This window comes from Mycoplasmopsis verecunda (genome assembly GCF_033546915.1).
Classification (GTDB): Bacteria; Bacillota_I; Bacilli_A; order Mycoplasmatales; family Metamycoplasmataceae; genus Mycoplasmopsis; species Mycoplasmopsis verecunda.
On the sequence record NZ_CP137850.1, the window covers coordinates 732,842 to 750,696 of the forward strand.

Here is a 17,855-nt window from a genome sequence, read left to right on the forward strand (position 1 = left end):
AAAATTTAATTATGAATAAACATAAAATCAGTTTAAGACAAATTGTTATTTTCTTCATTCAATTTATCTTATTTATAGGATTTTTAGCAGGAGTAGTGATACTTTTCCTTAATGTTAATAAAGCTTATGCATATTTAGCTCTAGTGCTTTTATATGTACTAAATGTAATATTTGTATTCATAATCTATGCACAGAATAGAGAGCAAGAAGCTAAATTAAGCTGAATTTATCTAGTTATGCTAATTCCTATTATTGGTCATGCTATTTTTATTGGTTATGGACTGATATTTAGAAATAATTTTGAATTAGAAATTAATAATGATTCTAAATATCAATTGCTTACTTATAAAAACGAAATATTAGGTAATAATAAATTAAAACCATATAATGATTTAAAGCAAATTCAAAATATTAATCAAAATATATTGCTACCAGCAAATTTTGATTTTTTTGCTGAAGGATATAGATTTTATGATGATTTATTTGCTTCATTAAAAAAAGCGCAAAAAACCATTTATATTGTTACCTATATAATTAAAAAATCAGAAATAACTACAGAATTTTTAGATACATTAGAACAAAAAGCAAATAACGGTGTAAAAATCAAATGACTAGTAGATGATTTCGGTGCTATGCTATCACAAAAGAAACAACTTCGTAGGTTAGATAAACACCCTAATATCGAAATCAAGCTAATTGGTAAAATATATTATCCATTTATCAATGCTGCATCATTTTCACGTAATCATGAAAAATTTATCATTATTGATAATAAAGTTGTCTTTTCAGGCGGAAATAATATATCTGATGAATATTCATCAATGTCAAAAAAATATGGTCACTGAATCGACTTAAACTATCGTATCACTGGACCATATATTAATTCTTATATTATTCATTTTATTAAATACTGAAAATTTATTGCTAAAAAAGATATTGATGTGCATTCATCATTATTTATTGATAATGATTTAACCAAGTATCATAATCAAGCTTTATTAGTAACAGATTCACCTTCTTATACATATTCAGAATCTGAATTATTTTTCCTAAAAATGATTCCGAATGCTAAAAAAAGTATTAAGATAGCTACACCATATTTCTCTGTTTCTCGTGCTTTAAAAAAGCAACTCATACTTGCTCTTAAAAGTGGTGTAGAAGTTACTATCTTTTTCCCTGGATTGCCTGATAAGAAATTGGTGTATAAAATTGGTCTATATCAGTTATCAAAATTACAACAACATGGATTAAAAATATTAATTTATGAAGATCATTTCTTACATACTAAAGCAGGATTGATTGATGATAAATATGGATGAGTGGGTACTAATAATTGAGACTCACGTAGTATGTATTCACAATATGAAACAATGGATATTTTTGAAGGTAAAAGTATTGCAAAATTAAATGAAATTTTCTCAGATTATGAGCAAAAATGTCAAAATGTGGAAAACTTTCCACAATTTGAGAAAAAACCAACCGTTATTGAAAAATTTCTATACGATATCTCTAAACCATTGATATAATAATAACATACGAAAAGAATAAAGTTTATAAACGAAAACATGTAAATCCTATAGGAAGGAGTCTAATGAAAGAATTTTCATGTAAGATTGTTGATCCAATTGGGTTACACGCCAGACCAGCAACATTAATCGTTTCTACAGCTACAAAATTTAAATCTGATTCAAAACTAGTGTACAATGGTAGAGAAGCAAATTTAAAATCAATTATGAACATTATGGCATTAGGTGTTAAACACGGTGCCGAAATCACTATTAAAGTTTCTGGTGATGATGAAGAAAAAGCTATAGAAGCAATTAAAACTGCACTTGAATCAAATGGATTAATCTAATATATAATATTCGTCACTTAGTGACGATTTTTATTTGCTTTAATTCAATGGATAAAGAAAATCGCCGTTGCTTGAACGACGATTAATTTACAGATACCTATTATATTAATAGGTATTAATTTTTTGCTTAATAAAATTAGGTCGCCTAGTAAAACTAGGCATATGGTGCCCAAGACAGGACTTGAACCTGCATGGATTGCTCCACTAGATCCTTAGTCTAGCGTGTCTGCCAATTTCACCACTCGGGCATCTATAATATTATAACTTAAAACAGTTTTTTTGGTAATGATTTTATATGTCCATTGGTATTTTTTTAAATCTAAAAATAAGGAATAAAAGACTTATTAATAAATTAAAATTTATTAATAATATTTTTTATTAACCTTGTAAAATACATATATGGGATTTTTTAATAAATTAAAAGAAAAAGTTTTCGGCAAGAAAAAAGATATTGAAACAATTAATAAAGAATTAGATGCAAAAGAAACTAAAGAAATCATTTCATCTGATAAGTTCAAAAAATATGAAACAGGATTAAATTCTGCATCATCATTTGGTAAGAAACTATTAGAAATACAAAATAGACATGTCAAAATTGATGAAGATTTTTTTGATGATTTTGAAGAATTATTAATTATGTCTGATATTAATGCTCAATTAGTTGATGTTATGATTGAAAAAATCAAACAAGAAATTAGAACTAATAATATCAATGATCCAAAGCTAATTGGAGAATATGTTGCTGATATTATGTTTTCAATTTATGCTAATAATTCTATTGTAAATACTAATTTAAACTATGAAGACGATCGATTAAATGTCTTTATATTTGTTGGTGTTAATGGTTCAGGTAAAACAACTTCAATTGCTAAAATAGCTCATAAATATATTAAAGAGGGTAAAAAAGTTTTAATTGCAGCCGCTGATACTTTTAGAGCTGGAGCTGTTAATCAACTTGGAGTTTGAGCACAACGTATCGGTGCTGAAATAGTTAAACCTGATAAAGAAGGAGCAGATCCTTCTAGTGTAGTTTATAAAGCAATGGAAAAAGCTAAAAATGAACATTATGATTTATTAATTATTGATACAGCAGGTAGATTACAAAATAAAGTTAATTTAATGAAAGAGCTTGAAAAAATGATTGGAGTTATTCAAAAATTTGAACCATCAGCTCCGCATGAATCACTTTTAGTTTTAGATGCAACTACTGGACAAAATGGGCTATCTCAAGCTAAAAACTTTAAAGATATTGCTGATTTAACAGGTATTATATTAACTAAGATGGATGGAACATCTAAAGGTGGTATTGTTCTTTCAATTAAAGATGAATATGATATTGATGTTAAATTTGTTGGATTAGGCGAAAAACTAGATGACTTACAAGAATTCGATCTTGAAATGTTTATTTACCAAATGACCAAGGATTTAATTCATGAATAATAAGTCACTTGAAAATATCGAAAAATATACCGCTTTATTTGATAAATACGGTAACTTACTAACTCAAAATCAACAACAAGTATTTAAGTTATATTATGAACAAGACTTATCATATGCCGAAGTTGCTGAAATACTTGCAACAACACGTTCAGCAGCTTACGATACTTTAAATAAAGCTATTAAAAACTTATTAAAATACGAGAAACAATTAGGATAATTAATTTCAATACAGAATAAATTTTCTGTATTTTTTATATTTGCTTTGTTAATAAGACAAATATTTTATAAATAATTTAAAAATATCACAAAAATTTACAAAATCACCTTAAATTTAGTGATATTAGTGTGTTTTAGTCTTCCATAAAATTTTCACATTTAATTATTGTTATCTCTAAATGATATAATCAAATTATGGATAATAAAAGAATGAAAAAATTGCTAGCTTACAGTCAACTAGGCATAATAATATTATTAGCTATTGCTGTTTTTGTTATTTTACCATATTACAAATAATTGAAAGTCAGCATAATATCAAATCAACGTTAAACTAAATGAAATCAGCTAAACCTATTAATGTTAAACAATCTCAAATTTTAAGTGGAGACCAAATTATTGCTGGTTATTTTATAGGTCAAGTAGCTTTATTCTTTACAGCATTATTAACATACTGAACAATATTTGCTTTCTTACTTAAAAACAAGAATTCATTTATTATTGCATTATTACCATTTTTATTTGTGCAAGATATCAAACTATCATCATTAGATAAGAAGCAAATTACATCATGAAATATAGTTATTAGTATTGTAATGATTTTATGTTTAACAGTTTATATTGCTGATTTTGTATTTATGGTATTTGAAAATAATTTATACTTTATTCCTCTACTAACAATTAGTATCGTATATTTTATATATTCATTAATATGTTATATTATCTACTATGTTCATATTAATAAAATAGTAAAAGTAAATTAAAGTTAATAAAAACCATCTTATGTATTTCATAAGGTGGCTTTTAATTTAATTATTTATTCATTAATTCATCTTGTTTTTCTTTAGTGATTTCATCAATTTTAGCTATTTCTTTATCTACTTCTTTTTGAATTCTATCTAAATAATTCTTTTGTAAGTCTTCAGATAATTCTTCATCTGCTTTAATGGCTTTATTAACATCTTGACGAGCATTTCTTACACCAACTTTAGCAGCTTCAGTTAACTTAGCTAAGGATTTTGTCATTTCTTTACGTCTTTCAGTAGTTAATGCTGGGAATGTTAATCTAATTTGACTTCCTTCATCTACCGGTAAAATTCCTAAATTAGCTTTTTCAAGCGCTTTATTAATTTCTCTTACTGAAGTTATATCATAAGGTTTAATTAATAATTGTTGTGGCTCAGGAACTGAAATATTTGCTAATTCTTCCAATGGTGTCATAGTATCATAGTAATTTACTCTAATACCTTTAATAATTTGTGGATTAGCTCTTCCTGTAGATATTTTTGATAATTCGAAACGATAATGTGAAATAGCCTTATCACATTTTTCTTCAAGTTCCATTAAATACATTTCTATTTCCATTATTTAGTTACCTCCGTATGAGTAATAGTTCCTTCAAGAGCTCTTAAAATAGAATTTTCTTCAAGGAGATTGAAAACAATTAGATTGATATTATTATCTCTTGCCATACTTGTAGCAGTTAAATCCATAACTTGTAATTTCTTTTCAAGTATTTCATCATATGTAATATGGTCATAACGATGTGCATTAGGATTTTTCTTAGGATCTGAATCGTAAACACCATCAGTTCCATTTTTTCCCATTAAAATAACATCAGCTCCAATTTCTGAAGCATATAATGTTGCAGCTGTATCAGTTGTGAAAAATGGTCTTCCAGTACCACCTGCAAAGATAACAACTTCGCCTTGTTCTAAATATCTTAATGTTTTTTCATTAACATAATTTTCTGCAACTCTTTGGTCAATGTTTAAAGAACTCTGAACACGTGCTTTTAGTCCAATGTGTTCAAAACCACTACATAATGCAAGACCATTCATAATAGTTGCTAACATCCCTATGTAATCAGCTCTATTTCTATTGATTCCATTCTTTTCAGCAGAAGCTCCTCTTCAGAAGTTCCCTCCACCAATCACTATAGAAACTTGAACTCCTTGAGATACTACATCTTTTAACTGGTGTGCAATATTAGATACTAAATCATAATCAATTGCTAGGTGTTTTTCTTTATTAGCAAATCCCTCACCAGAAAGTTTAATTAAAATTCTTTTGTATTTAATCATTTTTTAACCTCGTTTAGTATTGTTTATATTTTATATTAAAAATAAGTATATATATATCACATCTACATTATTTTTTAGTCTTTTTCATAGTGCTAAATGATTTTTTTAGTTATGCTATTGACTTATGATAATTAATTATAATCGCTATAAGGAGATAAATATATAAATCACAATACATTTAAAGTGAATTATTCTATTTTCTAGCTATAAAACTAACATGAAACAAATGTGGAAACTTTTCTATATTTTTTGTGCTTTTTTGAAAAACATTTATAATTTTATAACATTATAAAATTATGATATTTTATACTGTTTCAATTCATATTTTATTTTTTAAATAATTATTGAAAGGAATTATTATGGCGAAAGAAAAAGAAAGATACTTATTTGCTATCGATTTAGATGGTACAACACTACAATCAAGTGCAACAGGAGTTATTCATGATAGAACTGTAAGTGCTATTAAAAGAGCTACTGAAGAAGGACATATTGTATGTATTTTAACAGGTAGACCTTGAAGAAGTACTAAGTTTATTTATGATTCACTTGGATTAAATACTGTTGTTTCGAACTTCAATGGTGCTCACATTCACCATCCATACAACCAAGAATTTATTCCTTACATTAAATACCTTAACTTAAATGAAGCACTATATATTGTTGGGGACCCACTAGTACAAAAAGAAATTACTAACTTAGCAATTGAAGGACCTGATTGAGTTCAATTAGATCACAGAGATGAAGAATTAGAAAAGGTATTTGGATTTACTACAAGTTCAAAACTTCAAATTGGATTAGATTACCACAAATTACCTTTAATGCCAACTGGAGTTATTTTTGATGTTAAGCCAACTACAGATGTTGCTTCATTAAGAAAATATCTTAAAGTACGTTATGGAGACTTAGCAGAATTTTCATACTGATCAAAAGGTGAAGGGCTAACACCTGTGTTTGATATTACAAATACTCAAGCTAACAAAGGGAAAGCATTAAGTTTATTAATTCGTTACTACGATATTAAAATCGAAAACACAATTGCATTAGGTGATGGATTTAATGATGTACCTATGTTTAAAATTGCTAATGTTTCAGTTGCAATGAACAATGCATCTAAAGATGTTAAGAAATATGCTTCAATTAGATGTAGCAAAACAAATAAAGAAGGTGGTGTGGGTGAATACATTCACAAATTCCTAGACAATCCACAAGCTGAAATCGATAAATCAAATGCTAGAAAAAGAAAAATTCAAGCTGTTGAGGAAGAATAATGAAATTCTTAGAGGATGATATTTTAGTTTCTAAATTAGTCTTTAATGAAGTTATAGGGGTTGATGAAACTGGTGTAGGGGATTATTTTACCCCATTAGTTGCTTGTGCTGCCTATGTACCGAATAAATATATAAAGTTTCTAATGGATTTAGGAGTAAAGGATTCTAAGAAAATAAGTGATACTAGAATCATGCAAATTGCTCCTAAACTAATGGAAATTATCCCTTATTCTACTTACATACTATCTCAACCAGGATTTAATAAATTATCTAAAGACTACAATAATAATGAATTAAAATTCTTTGCTCATGCTAGTGCATTATCAAATTTACATAACCATAAAGCAAAGGATATTGAAAATGCTAATTTAATTATTATTGATAAATATTCAACAACAAATGCAATATTAAAATATCATTCAAAAGTTTTTGACAATAACTGAGCAAACTTATATGAATTCTCCTTACCAACTTTACTTATTGAAAAAGCTGAAGATGTGCATATTTCAGTTGCATGTGCTTCTATAATAGCAAGATATAAATTGTTGCAATATATGCAAAATCAATGCAAAGAATGAAACTTCAACTTTTCATTAGGAGCTAGTAAAAAGGTTAAAGAACAAGTTAGAGATTTTGCCTTAACTTATGGAGAATCAAAATTAAATGAAGTTTGCAAACTTAATTTTAAAATTAAATAATTTGTGCTTTGGCACAATTTTATTTTGACTTTTTCAGCAAATATAATGCATTATTTAATAAAATTAAAATAAGAAAATAAACACAGAAAGTAGGATATATGAGTAATAAAATTAATATTAAAATTAAAGATTTTGATTCATTAGAAATCGAATTATTATCTAATGCATTTAAAGGTGATTATGTTTCACTATTAGATTTAGGGCCAGATAATATTTCAGTATTATTTGATAAATATAAGGAACAAAGTTCAGCTTTTATTTCTAAAATCAAACAACAAGGTGTAGAAGAATACATCAAGGATCTTGAGAAGCGAGATGAAGTAATTGAATTACTCAACAATAAAAAAGAATGATTCGTAAAAAAACTCAATGAAAAAGATCAACAAATAAATGAGAATATAGATAAATTAAATGAACAAAAAAATCAAATTGATGTTTTAAATACTAAACTTCAAACAGCTAATGAACAAAGTAAGCTAGAAATTGAAAATGCCTTAATAAAAATTAATTCTGAGTATGAAACACAAATTAAAAGTTTAAATAATCAAATCGAATTATTAAGAAAACAACACCAAGCTAAATTAGAAGCTATTGAAGAAAATAAAGCTTTAAGTATCCAGAATACTCTAGCTTCTGAAAAAGAAAAAATTAAAAAAGAGTTTAATGATAAGCTGAATCAAGAAATTGAAAAAGTAGTTGTTAAATCAAAAGCAGAACAAAAGCAACAAGATGAAGAGTTGGCAAATAAAGATAAAGAAATATACAGCAGTAAGATTGAAGAATTAAAAAACGAAGTTTTATCATTAAAGAACGAAAACATCAAATTAACTCAAGCTAAATACATGATGTCAACTAAAGAGGTTGGAGAAAACTTTGAAGATTCAATCGAAAACTATTTAGATGAATTATATGGTGTAAATCCTTATATCATATGTGAAAGAACGACTGAGTCTAAAAATAGTGAAGGTAAAAACACAAACGAAAAAGGTGAGGGTTCTAAACCTGACTTTAAGATTACATTTTACAATACCCAAGATGGTAGAAATGATGAAGTAGTAGGATGTATAATAATTGAAGCCAAGAATCAAGCTTCACTTCAAGGAAACCAAAAAAATAAATCATTCTATAAAAAATTAGATAAAGAAAGATCTAAATTTAAGGCTGAAATAGCATTTTTAGTAACTACACTAGAACCACATGAATCCTATTTTGTAAAAAATATTAAAGATTATCCAAGTGTCTATCAAATGAGATTTGAAGCTATTCCTCAAATGATAAATATATGACATAGATTTTTTAATGAAAGAGCTAAACTTCATAGACTGGATATTAATTTAGAATCTAAAGCCAAATTACTTGCAAAATTTGATGATTTTAAAAGAGAGCTAATAGATACTAAAGCAAGATTATTTGGAGAAACAATTGATAATATGATGAAACAAGTAGATAATATGTCTATTGCTTTAGATAAATTAAGAGAATATATTGATAACGAACTAAAAAAACGTTACGAAAGACTGGTTAAGAAAATAGAATCATTTTCTTTACAAAAGGAATTTAAAAACATTAATGACGATGAGGACTTAGAAGTTCATCCTGCTTTAGAAAATAAAGTTAAAAGTATTGAAAATATTCAAGATGTTGAAATAATTGATGAACAATAATATTAATAACACTTTGCATAATGTGAAGTGTTTTTGTTATACATTTTAGTGGTCATATTCCGCTATGCAATTCGAGTCATGTGGTAATGCCAAAATAAAAATGTAGGGAATTCCTACATGTATTTATGTTTATTATTAATCTTTCTTATACTTATTAACTTTAACTCTTTTGATTTTTGGGATATTTAGCACCATGGTAAATTCACCTTTAATACTATCTAAAGCATTAAATTGTTCATATAATTCTTCAGCTGTACCAAAAAATCATGTTTCATGCATTTTAGTTAATTCTTTAGCTAAACACACTTTTTCTTTACCGAGAAAAACTGTATTTATATCTTGCAGAGTTGATAATAATTTATGTGGAGATACATAAAAAATATATGTTCCAATTTCAAGTGTTGAAAGTTGATTTATTCTTTGTTGTGATTTATCTTTAATAAAACCTAAGAAAGTAAAATCGTTCGAAAAATTAGATCCTACAAAAGCTGTAATAGCCGCATTTACTCCAGGTATAATTTCAATTTCTATATCATTTGCTTTTGCTTGAGAAATAACTTCAAATCCAGGATCTGAAACTACAGGCATCCCGGCATCAGAAACTAAAGCAACATCATTTCCATTTTTAATTAAATCAATAATTCCTTTTGATGAACTTTTTTCAGTGAAGTTGTTATATGTTAATAACTTCTTGTTAGTTATTTCATATTTTTCTAATAATTTGTGAGTTACACGAGTATCTTCACATGCTATATAATTAACTTCTCTTAAAACACGAAGTGCTCTTAATGTGATATCTTCTAGATTTCCAATTGGTGTTCCTACAATATATAATTTAGCCATAATACTCCAATAATTTATTCAACATTAGTTGTTTTTGTAATTCATAAATCATTTGTTTACTTGTACAATAAATGAATTTATCAATATCAAGTACAAAAGAAATAATTTTTGGTGCTTTCTTAACTCATTCACCTCTAATTTTTATAAGTAAATTAGTTAAATTATTTTGTGGTTGCAATGAATCAATTTTGCCTAGCAAGACATTTTTAATTAAGGTTAATATAAAATAAGATAATTCACTATCATCTTTTTTTATTCTAGTATCAAGATAAATAAATAATTCTTCTGGTTTTTTAAGTGAGCTTGTAATAGCATTTATTAAGAAGTTTGTTTCAATTTGATATTTTTCAACAGTTTCAAACTCTTGGAAAATGCCTTCACTTTTAAATATATCAGCCAATAAAATGGATACATTTATATCTTTGATTTTTTGCTCTAATGCAGAATAAATTTCATCAGTTGATCTATTGTCAACTTTAATAACTTGTGCACGGGAAATAATTGTTTCAAGTACAGCATTTATATTATTAGTAGTTAGAATTATAATTAAACCTTCACTAGGTTCTTCTATAGATTTTAATATAGCATTTAGACCATTTATGGAACAATTATCAATGTTTTTAATAATTAGTAGTGAATACTTATATAAATCATTTGTAGTACTAGAAAAAGATAAGGAATAAAATGCATTTTCTAAATCATCTTTTTTAATACTTTCACTTTCTCCACTAATAATAGTTACATTTGGTGTTAAACATTCCAATGAAGTCACATCATTTGAATCATTAATTACATTTATCAAAGATATTAAATCATTATCAAAATTATAATGCTGTTCTCCTTGTAATAAAAACAAATGACTAAGCTTATTAATCTTAGCCAATTCATTAATATTTTTAATTTTTTTGCTATTTAGCATAATGTTTCTCCAAGTATGCTAAAAACTTAGGGTGCTGATGAAGCTGGTTAATTATATCTTGTAAAACTTCTTCTTCGCTTTGCATTGCATCTATTATCATAAAACGTTTAGCATCTTCTTTTATTAATGTTCAATATCCTTTGTAAACAAGATTGTGAAATTCAACTTTTTCTTGTTCCATTCTGTCTTCAACTAGTCTTGTACTTTCACGTCTTTGTTTAGATTGTTCAGGTGTTAAATTTAGAAATACAGTAATATCAGGCATTGTGTTATTTATCACGATATTTGTTATTGCTTTAACAAATTCAATTCCTAATTCTCTTGCATAACCTTGATAAGCATAAAAACTGTCAACATATCTATCACAAATGACAATTTGTTTTCTTTCTAATGCTGGTCATATAACTTTTTCAAGGTGGATTCTACGGCTAGTTGTATATAGTAATGCCTCGGCAACAGGTGAAAGTTCTGAAGCTTTGTCTAAAATAATTTCTCTTATTTTTTCAGCTTCACGAATATCTCTTCCACCTGGTTCCCTTGTTCATAAAGCATTTAATCCAGGGTGCATTTCATTTAATTTAGCAACCAATTTCTGTGTAATTGTTGTTTTTCCTGATCCATCTAAACCTTCAAATGATATAAACATTGCAACTCCTTTATTTTTGTCTATTATTTAATGCGAATTTAATGGTAATTTCATCCATATAGTCTAATGAAGAACCAAGCGGAACTCCAATGGCTAATTTAGTTACATTTAAATTAGCATTTTGTAATGCTACTTTAAGATATTTATTAGTAATTTCACCCTTTAATGTTGGAGAAATTCCTAGAATTATTTCATCAAAAGAGCTTGCATATTTTACAAACTCATTGATTTCATTTTGATATTTGACTACATCTCTTTCTTTTTCAATCATGAAAGGTAAGATATAGTATTTTCCATTATAGAAATTGGCATCTTCAATCTTTTTCATTGCTTGCAAGTTTTCGATAACAAATAGTGAATTACTACGTTCAGGATTATCACAGATACTACATTTATCCTCGTGCATTAAGTTTGTGCATATAGGACAAAATTTAGTTTCTATTTTGATATCTTGAATTAATTTACTTAATTCAAAAACATCATTTTGCTCTGACTCAAGAATTCAATATACGATTTTCTCAGCTTGCTTTTTACTGATACCTGGTATTTTCTTAGCTTTAGCTATGAAAGTGTTGATATCGTCAGTATAAAACATTATTAAAATGGCATTCCAGGTGTAGCTGGAACTAGTTTTTCAGTTTCTTCTTTAATCATATCAACAACTTCATTGATTGCTATAACAATTAAATCTTGCATTAATTCTTTATCTTCAGGATCTACAAGTAAATCATCTACATCAATTTTAACAAGTGTGTAATCACCTTTCATTACAACTGTGATTCCTTGTTTTTCAACTGTAAATTCTTTTTCTTCTAATTCCTTTTGTTTAATTTCGAGTTCTTTTTGCATTGTTTTAACTCTTCTTAAAAAATCTGGTGATATATTCATTTTTTCTCCTTTAATTATTTAATTATCTAAATAAATTAGCTCTTTTTATAAATCATTCATCATTATTTTCTCTAGCTAATTCATCTAATGTATCTGGTTCTACAATTGGTGGTAAATTATCCTTATTGTTTTTGATATATTCTTGTATTGCTTGTACTTGACCATATGAAATTGGATAAATATGTTTATATGGTTGACCAAAAAGATATGTAATGAAATTTTGCATTCATTCACTATCACCTTTTTCTGCTATCTCATCAAGTACATTTTGTTTGTTAGAAGTTACTACAATAAAACGTTCTGACCCGAACATAATTTTAATCTGTTTAAATAAAGCAGCTTGCTCATTAAATTCAGGTTTTGAATATAGAATTGAATCAATATTATTTAAATTATTTCTAAATAATGCAGTTAAATTTTGTGTTGGATTACTTTGAATCCACCTTGCATCATTAACATATTCTTCAATGGTTCTTTTAGCTAAATACTCTTTATAAGGTATTTTAGTTGGTAATGGTGTATCTTCATTTGACTCAATAGAGCTAAAATCTTGTAGTTTGTTTATGTCAATTTCTCTAGTTGAGATAAGATTTTCTTTTTCGCCTGTTTGCAATTGCTCATTAATAATTTCAGCATCAACATCTTTTACATCACCCTCATAATCATTGTTATGAAGTAAAAATTCTCTAGTTTGGTTTAGCATTTCATTAACCATTGTTTTAGCTTTATTATTATTTTCAATTGTAGAATTATAAGATAAATCCATTTGTGCAAATGATTCATCATTATCTTGTTTAATTAGCTTATCAGCTAAAAAAGTATCTTCGTTTGGTGCATTTAAAAATGCATGCACTTTTTCATCTACTAAATCAGTAAGCTTATTATTATCAGTAGTTTGAATAATTTCTTCTTCTTTATTTTCTCCAACTAAATCAATATCTATTACTGGTTTTACATCGAATTTGAAGCTAGAAGAAACTAAATTTAAAATACTTTCAGTTGTATGTTGCTGTATATTTATTTCAGGTTCTTTATTTAAATCTAAAGCATCATTATCGTTTTCTAATTCTTCAACAGTTTCAATTATTTTTTCTTCAACATTAGGAGCTGGTGCAACATTATTTATTATCGGTGCTGTGTCAATAATAATATTTTGATTATTATTTGAAGTAATATTATGCACAACTTTTTCAGTTACTATTTCTGGTGTATTATCAAATTCTTGTAATGCTTTTAAAAGCCCTAACTGAATAATTTCAAATGGAAATGAACTTTTTTGAATCTTTACAAAGATATCATATAAAGCATCCGCTAATGAAAAACAATTACTTAACTTAATATTAATTAAATTTAATTCATTTTCATTATAAGTTGATAATAAATCTTTTGATTTAGTTTTTAAATATAAAATTTTCTCTTTAACAAATGAAATAAGAGATAAGGTTAATTGATTAGGATCAATTCCTTTTTTCTCTAAATCGTTTAATTTAGCAACTAAATCATAAGCATTAGCACTAATTATTAATTGCATTAAATTAACTGTTTCATTTGTTGAAATAATTCCGAAGTTTGAATATAAAGAATCAGCTGTTATATTTCCACTGTTGAAAGCCGATGCTTGATCAGCAATTGATAAACCATCTCTCATTCCACCACTTGATAATCTCGCAATTATTCTTAGAGCTTCTAGTTCATATTTAATACCTTCTGCATCTAATATTTGTCCTACATGAGTAATGATATCTTTATCACTCATCCGATTAAAATTAAATGATTGAACTCTAGAACGAATGGTTAAGGGTACTTTTTGTACATCAGTTGTTGCTAAAATAAATATCGAATGCATTGGAGGTTCTTCTAATGTTTTTAAAAGTGCATTAAAAGCACTTTTGGTTAACATGTGAACCTCATCAATTATGTAAATTTTATATTTAGAATTAATTGGAGCTTGTTCGATTTTCTCTTTTAAATCTCTTATTTCATCAACACCATTATTTGATGCTGCATCCATTTCAATAATATCTAGACTATCATTAAAATTTTGTAAACATAAATCACAAGCTTTTGTTGCATTATTCTTATGGGAGCAATTTAAAACATTAGCAAAAATTTTAGCTACAGAAGTTTTTCCTGTACCTTTTGGCCCACAAAATAAATAAGCATGTCCGATTTTATTTGTAGCAATGATATTTTGCAATGTTTTTACTACATGGTTTTGACCAACAACTTCTTCAAAAGTTTTGGGACGATATTTTCGATATAATGTCTTGTAACTCATTTTGCTCCTTGTTATAGTTTTAATATTATAAACAATTAAAAAAATAGCTAATATAAATAAATTAAAATATTTAATTTATTTACTAATAGCTCTATATTCTAGATATAAAAAATTATTTCCATATTTTTTCATAAAAGCATAAAAAAAGTCACTTTGGACTTGAATTATTTAGCTGCTTCTTGAGCTTTTCTTTCTGCTTTAGCTTGTTCTTTTTGAAGTTTCTTTGTACGAGCTTCAGCACGTAATTTGTTCTTTAATCTAACTACTTTACGCATAAAAAATCCTTTTCTGTTAATTATTAATAATTATGAATTTATTTTACTATAAAATGCTACTTTTAGAAATTAATTTTTGCTACATTATATAAATGCTTTTATATTTTTTTAGATAATTTTTAAATAAATTATAATAATTAGTATATGAATTATTAGATATAAATATCTAATTAGGAGCTATTGTATGAAAAAAGAAAAAGAGAAATTAGTAACAGAGAAAATAATTAACGAAACACTAGATCGAATAATGGCAGACCGTTTTGGAAGATATTCAAAATATGTTATCCAACAAAGAGCTCTTCCTGATGTTAGAGATGGATTAAAACCTGTACAACGTAGAATTCTATATGCAATGTTTGGACTAGGTTTATTTAGTGATAAGCAATATAAAAAATCAGCCAGAGTTGTAGGGGATGTTATTGGTAAATACCACCCCCATGGTGATTCATCAGTTTATGAAGCTATGGTTAATATGTCACAATGATGAAAAATGAATATCCCTCTTTTAGATATGCATGGAAATGTTGGTTCAATTGATAATGACCCGGCTGCCGCTATGCGTTATACTGAAGTTAGACTATCTAAAATATCTGAGTATATTATTGGTGATATTAAAAAAGAAACTGTTAAATTTGCACCGAACTTTGATGACTCGGAAATTGAGCCAACTGTATTACCTTCAATTTTTCCTAACTTACTTGTAAATGGTTCAATGGGGATTGCAATTGGTATGGCAACAGATATGCCACCACATAATTTAGGAGAAATAATTGATGCAACAATTTATCGTATTTTAAATCCTTATGCACAATTTTATGATGTTATTAAATTTATAAAAGGACCTGATTTCCCAACTGGCGGAGTAATACGCGGAACTAAAGGAATTATTGAAGCATTTGATACCGGGAGAAATCAAAAAGATAAAATTAGATTATTTGCTAAATATAATGTGTATTCAAAAGACAAATTTAAATATATTGAAATTACCGAAATTCCTTATGGTGTCGTTAAATCCAAATTAGTTTATGATATTGATAATATTATTAATAATAAAGATATTGATGGTATTTTAGAAATTAAAGATCAATCAGACCGTGAAGGAATAAATATTTTAATTACTCTTGATGCTGATGCTAGTGAAAACAGTATTTTAACCTACTTATTCCAAAAGACAGATTTACAAGTTACATATTCATACAATAATACTTGCATTGTTCAAAATTCTCCAAAAACATTAGGTATTATTCAACTTATTGATTGTTATATAAATCATGTTAAAGATATTAAAACCAAAACATTAATTTATGATTTAGAAAAATATAAACTTCGTTTAGAAATTGTTGAAGGATTTATTAAAGTTTCTGAAATAACAGACAAAGTAATTGAAGTTATTCGAAAAACAGAAGGTTCTAAATCAGGAGTAATTGAAAACTTGATCAATGTTTTTGACTTTACTAAAAATCAAGCAACTGCAATAGCTGAATTAAGACTTTATCGTTTAAGTAAAACTGATAAAGAAGCTTACTTAAAAGAAAAGGCAGATTTATTAAAAGAAATCAAACATATTAATCTATTACTTAGCGATGATAATGAATTTAATAGTTTTATTATTGATCAATTATCACAACTCAAATTATTATTTGCTAAACCAAGAAAAACTCAAATTTTAGATGAGGAATTTGATTTCAGCTACAATGAAACCGATTTAATAAAAGAAGAAATGTTAAATATCGGACTTTCTCGTGGCGGATATATAAAACGTCTATCACAAAGAGTTGTTGATTCTAATAATTTTGAAACTTATAATCTAAAAGATGGAGATAATTTAATTTACTTCGGAAAAGTTAATTCAATTAATAATCTTTTAATTTTTACATCTCTTGGTAATTATTTAATTATTCCAGCTTATAAAATTCAAGAATCTAAATGAAAAGATTTAGGTTTCCATTTATCTAATTTTGCTGACTTCTTGTTAGCTGAAGAAGTTGTATCAATCTTTGAAATTAATAATTGAGATTCACTTGTTTATATTGCTCTTGGCACTAAAAATGGATATTTTAAAAAGACATTATTACAAGATTTCTCTGTTTCTAGAATTAATAAATCTTATACAGCCATCGGAATGGAAAAAGGTGACTTTTTACTAAATGCAACAATATGTAATGGTTCTAGAGATATTGTTATTGTTACCGAAAATGGTTTTGTGTCAAGATATAGTGAAAATGATTTAGCTCAATATGGAACTAAAGCGAAAGGTAATAAAGGAATATATCTTTCACTAAATGATAAGGTTAAATCTTTTACAACCGTAGATACTAGTGGAATTGTTGGAATGATGTCTAATGATGGTCAAATTATTAAAATTAAAGCTGATAAATTACCATTTGTTCCAAAAACTATTAAAGGTAAACCACTTCTAAAAGATATTAAGAAATTTAGTGCTAATAATATGGCTCAAATTAATGATGAAACTCAAATTCTAACTCGTGATGTATTAGAACGTAGTTTTATTGATGATGCTAAATCATATCCAATTTCTAATGAATCTCCACGTGTTTATCATATTGGAACTGCTAATTGTGAAAAAACAGCTTTCAACGTTAAATATTATGCTCAAGAATTTAAAGCTGGTGAAATGATATTTAGTAAGGAACGTGTACAAACTGAAGCTAAAACATTAGAACAAGTAAAAATACTACAAGATTCAGCAACTGAAGCAATTAATAAATTAATGGAAAAAATAAATAAAAACCTTGAGGCTGACTTTAAAAAAGATAAATAGGT

17 protein-coding genes and 1 tRNA gene are annotated in these 17,855 nt (G+C 26.6%); 9 read left to right on the top strand and 9 right to left on the bottom strand.

What is annotated here, in order from left to right; translation table 4 throughout:
• Window positions 1-11: 11 nt before the first annotated feature.
• Window positions 12-1,526 (top strand): phospholipase D-like domain-containing protein, encoded by a 1,515-nt coding sequence (locus SAM46_RS02775; protein ID WP_078747031.1) that lies wholly within the window; start codon window positions 12-14, stop codon window positions 1,524-1,526.
• Window positions 1,527-1,591: 65 nt separating this feature from the next.
• Window positions 1,592-1,855, top strand: coding sequence for an HPr family phosphocarrier protein (locus SAM46_RS02780; RefSeq protein ID WP_078747030.1), 264 nt, complete (start codon window positions 1,592-1,594; stop codon window positions 1,853-1,855).
• Between the two features lie 163 nt (window positions 1,856-2,018).
• Here SAM46_RS02780 and SAM46_RS02785 read toward each other — a convergent pair.
• Window positions 2,019-2,103, bottom strand: a tRNA-Leu gene (locus SAM46_RS02785).
• A gap of 151 nt (window positions 2,104-2,254) precedes the next feature.
• Here SAM46_RS02785 and ftsY point away from each other — a divergent pair.
• From ftsY to SAM46_RS02800, 3 genes are all read left to right on the top strand, one after another.
• Window positions 2,255-3,295 carry a signal recognition particle-docking protein FtsY gene (gene ftsY / locus SAM46_RS02790; RefSeq protein WP_078747029.1) on the top strand — a complete coding sequence of 347 codons (1,041 nt, stop codon included), beginning with the start codon at window positions 2,255-2,257 and terminating at the stop codon, window positions 3,293-3,295.
• Entirely contained in the window at window positions 3,288-3,512 is a 225-nt protein-coding gene (locus SAM46_RS02795) for a sigma factor-like helix-turn-helix DNA-binding protein (RefSeq protein ID WP_078747028.1), read from the top strand. The genes ftsY and SAM46_RS02795 overlap by 8 nt, the downstream gene beginning before the upstream one ends.
• Before the next feature lie 334 nt (window positions 3,513-3,846).
• Window positions 3,847-4,272, top strand: a complete 426-nt coding sequence (locus SAM46_RS02800) for a hypothetical protein (RefSeq protein WP_078747027.1) — start codon at window positions 3,847-3,849, stop codon at window positions 4,270-4,272.
• A gap of 49 nt (window positions 4,273-4,321) precedes the next feature.
• On the opposite strand, the gene frr is transcribed toward SAM46_RS02800, so the two are convergent.
• Window positions 4,322-4,873 (bottom strand): ribosome recycling factor, encoded by a 552-nt coding sequence (frr, locus tag SAM46_RS02805; RefSeq protein WP_078747026.1) that lies wholly within the window; start codon window positions 4,871-4,873, stop codon window positions 4,322-4,324.
• The gene (gene pyrH / locus SAM46_RS02810) at window positions 4,873-5,592 is read right to left on the bottom strand and encodes a UMP kinase (RefSeq protein ID WP_078747025.1); all 720 of its coding nucleotides are present in this window, start codon (window positions 5,590-5,592) and stop codon (window positions 4,873-4,875) included. The genes frr and pyrH overlap by 1 nt, the downstream gene beginning before the upstream one ends.
• Before the next feature lie 359 nt (window positions 5,593-5,951).
• On the opposite strand from pyrH, the gene SAM46_RS02815 reads away from it, so the two are divergent.
• The 3 genes from SAM46_RS02815 to SAM46_RS02825 all read left to right on the top strand — a co-directional run bounded on the left by SAM46_RS02815 (window position 5,952) and on the right by SAM46_RS02825 (window position 9,222).
• Window positions 5,952-6,860: a Cof-type HAD-IIB family hydrolase gene (locus tag SAM46_RS02815; RefSeq protein ID WP_078747024.1), complete on the top strand. Its 909-nt coding sequence runs from the start codon at window positions 5,952-5,954 to the stop codon at window positions 6,858-6,860.
• Window positions 6,860-7,558, top strand: coding sequence for a ribonuclease HIII (locus SAM46_RS02820; RefSeq protein ID WP_078747023.1), 699 nt, complete (start codon window positions 6,860-6,862; stop codon window positions 7,556-7,558). Before SAM46_RS02815 ends, SAM46_RS02820 begins: the two co-directional genes overlap by 1 nt.
• 98 nt (window positions 7,559-7,656) lie before the next feature.
• Window positions 7,657-9,222: a DUF2130 domain-containing protein gene (locus SAM46_RS02825; protein WP_078747022.1), complete on the top strand. Its 1,566-nt coding sequence runs from the start codon at window positions 7,657-7,659 to the stop codon at window positions 9,220-9,222.
• A gap of 135 nt (window positions 9,223-9,357) precedes the next feature.
• Here the strand turns inward: SAM46_RS02825 and rsmI are convergent, their stop codons facing one another.
• From rsmI to dnaX, 6 genes are read right to left on the bottom strand one after another with little or no spacing between them, the layout of a single operon-like run.
• On the bottom strand, window positions 9,358-10,065 hold the full coding sequence (gene rsmI, locus SAM46_RS02830) for a 16S rRNA (cytidine(1402)-2'-O)-methyltransferase (protein ID WP_078747021.1): 708 nt from the start codon (window positions 10,063-10,065) through the stop codon (window positions 9,358-9,360).
• The gene (locus SAM46_RS02835) at window positions 10,058-10,984 is read right to left on the bottom strand and encodes a DNA polymerase III delta subunit-related protein (RefSeq protein ID WP_078747020.1); all 927 of its coding nucleotides are present in this window, start codon (window positions 10,982-10,984) and stop codon (window positions 10,058-10,060) included. Before SAM46_RS02835 ends, rsmI begins: the two co-directional genes overlap by 8 nt.
• Window positions 10,974-11,630 carry a dTMP kinase gene (tmk, locus tag SAM46_RS02840; protein WP_078747019.1) on the bottom strand — a complete coding sequence of 219 codons (657 nt, stop codon included), beginning with the start codon at window positions 11,628-11,630 and terminating at the stop codon, window positions 10,974-10,976. The genes SAM46_RS02835 and tmk overlap by 11 nt, the downstream gene beginning before the upstream one ends.
• 10 nt (window positions 11,631-11,640) lie before the next feature.
• Window positions 11,641-12,225 carry a toprim domain-containing protein gene (locus tag SAM46_RS02845; protein WP_078747018.1) on the bottom strand — a complete coding sequence of 195 codons (585 nt, stop codon included), beginning with the start codon at window positions 12,223-12,225 and terminating at the stop codon, window positions 11,641-11,643.
• A 2-nt stretch (window positions 12,226-12,227) separates the two neighbouring features.
• Entirely contained in the window at window positions 12,228-12,518 is a 291-nt protein-coding gene (locus tag SAM46_RS02850) for a YbaB/EbfC family nucleoid-associated protein (protein WP_318024792.1), read from the bottom strand.
• A 22-nt stretch (window positions 12,519-12,540) separates the two neighbouring features.
• Window positions 12,541-14,796 (bottom strand): DNA polymerase III subunit gamma/tau, encoded by a 2,256-nt coding sequence (gene dnaX, locus SAM46_RS02855; RefSeq protein WP_078747017.1) that lies wholly within the window; start codon window positions 14,794-14,796, stop codon window positions 12,541-12,543.
• Window positions 14,797-15,255: 459 nt separating this feature from the next.
• On the opposite strand from dnaX, the gene SAM46_RS02860 reads away from it, so the two are divergent.
• The gene (locus SAM46_RS02860) at window positions 15,256-17,853 is read left to right on the top strand and encodes a DNA topoisomerase IV subunit A (protein WP_078747016.1); all 2,598 of its coding nucleotides are present in this window, start codon (window positions 15,256-15,258) and stop codon (window positions 17,851-17,853) included.
• Window positions 17,854-17,855: the final 2 nt, after the last annotated feature.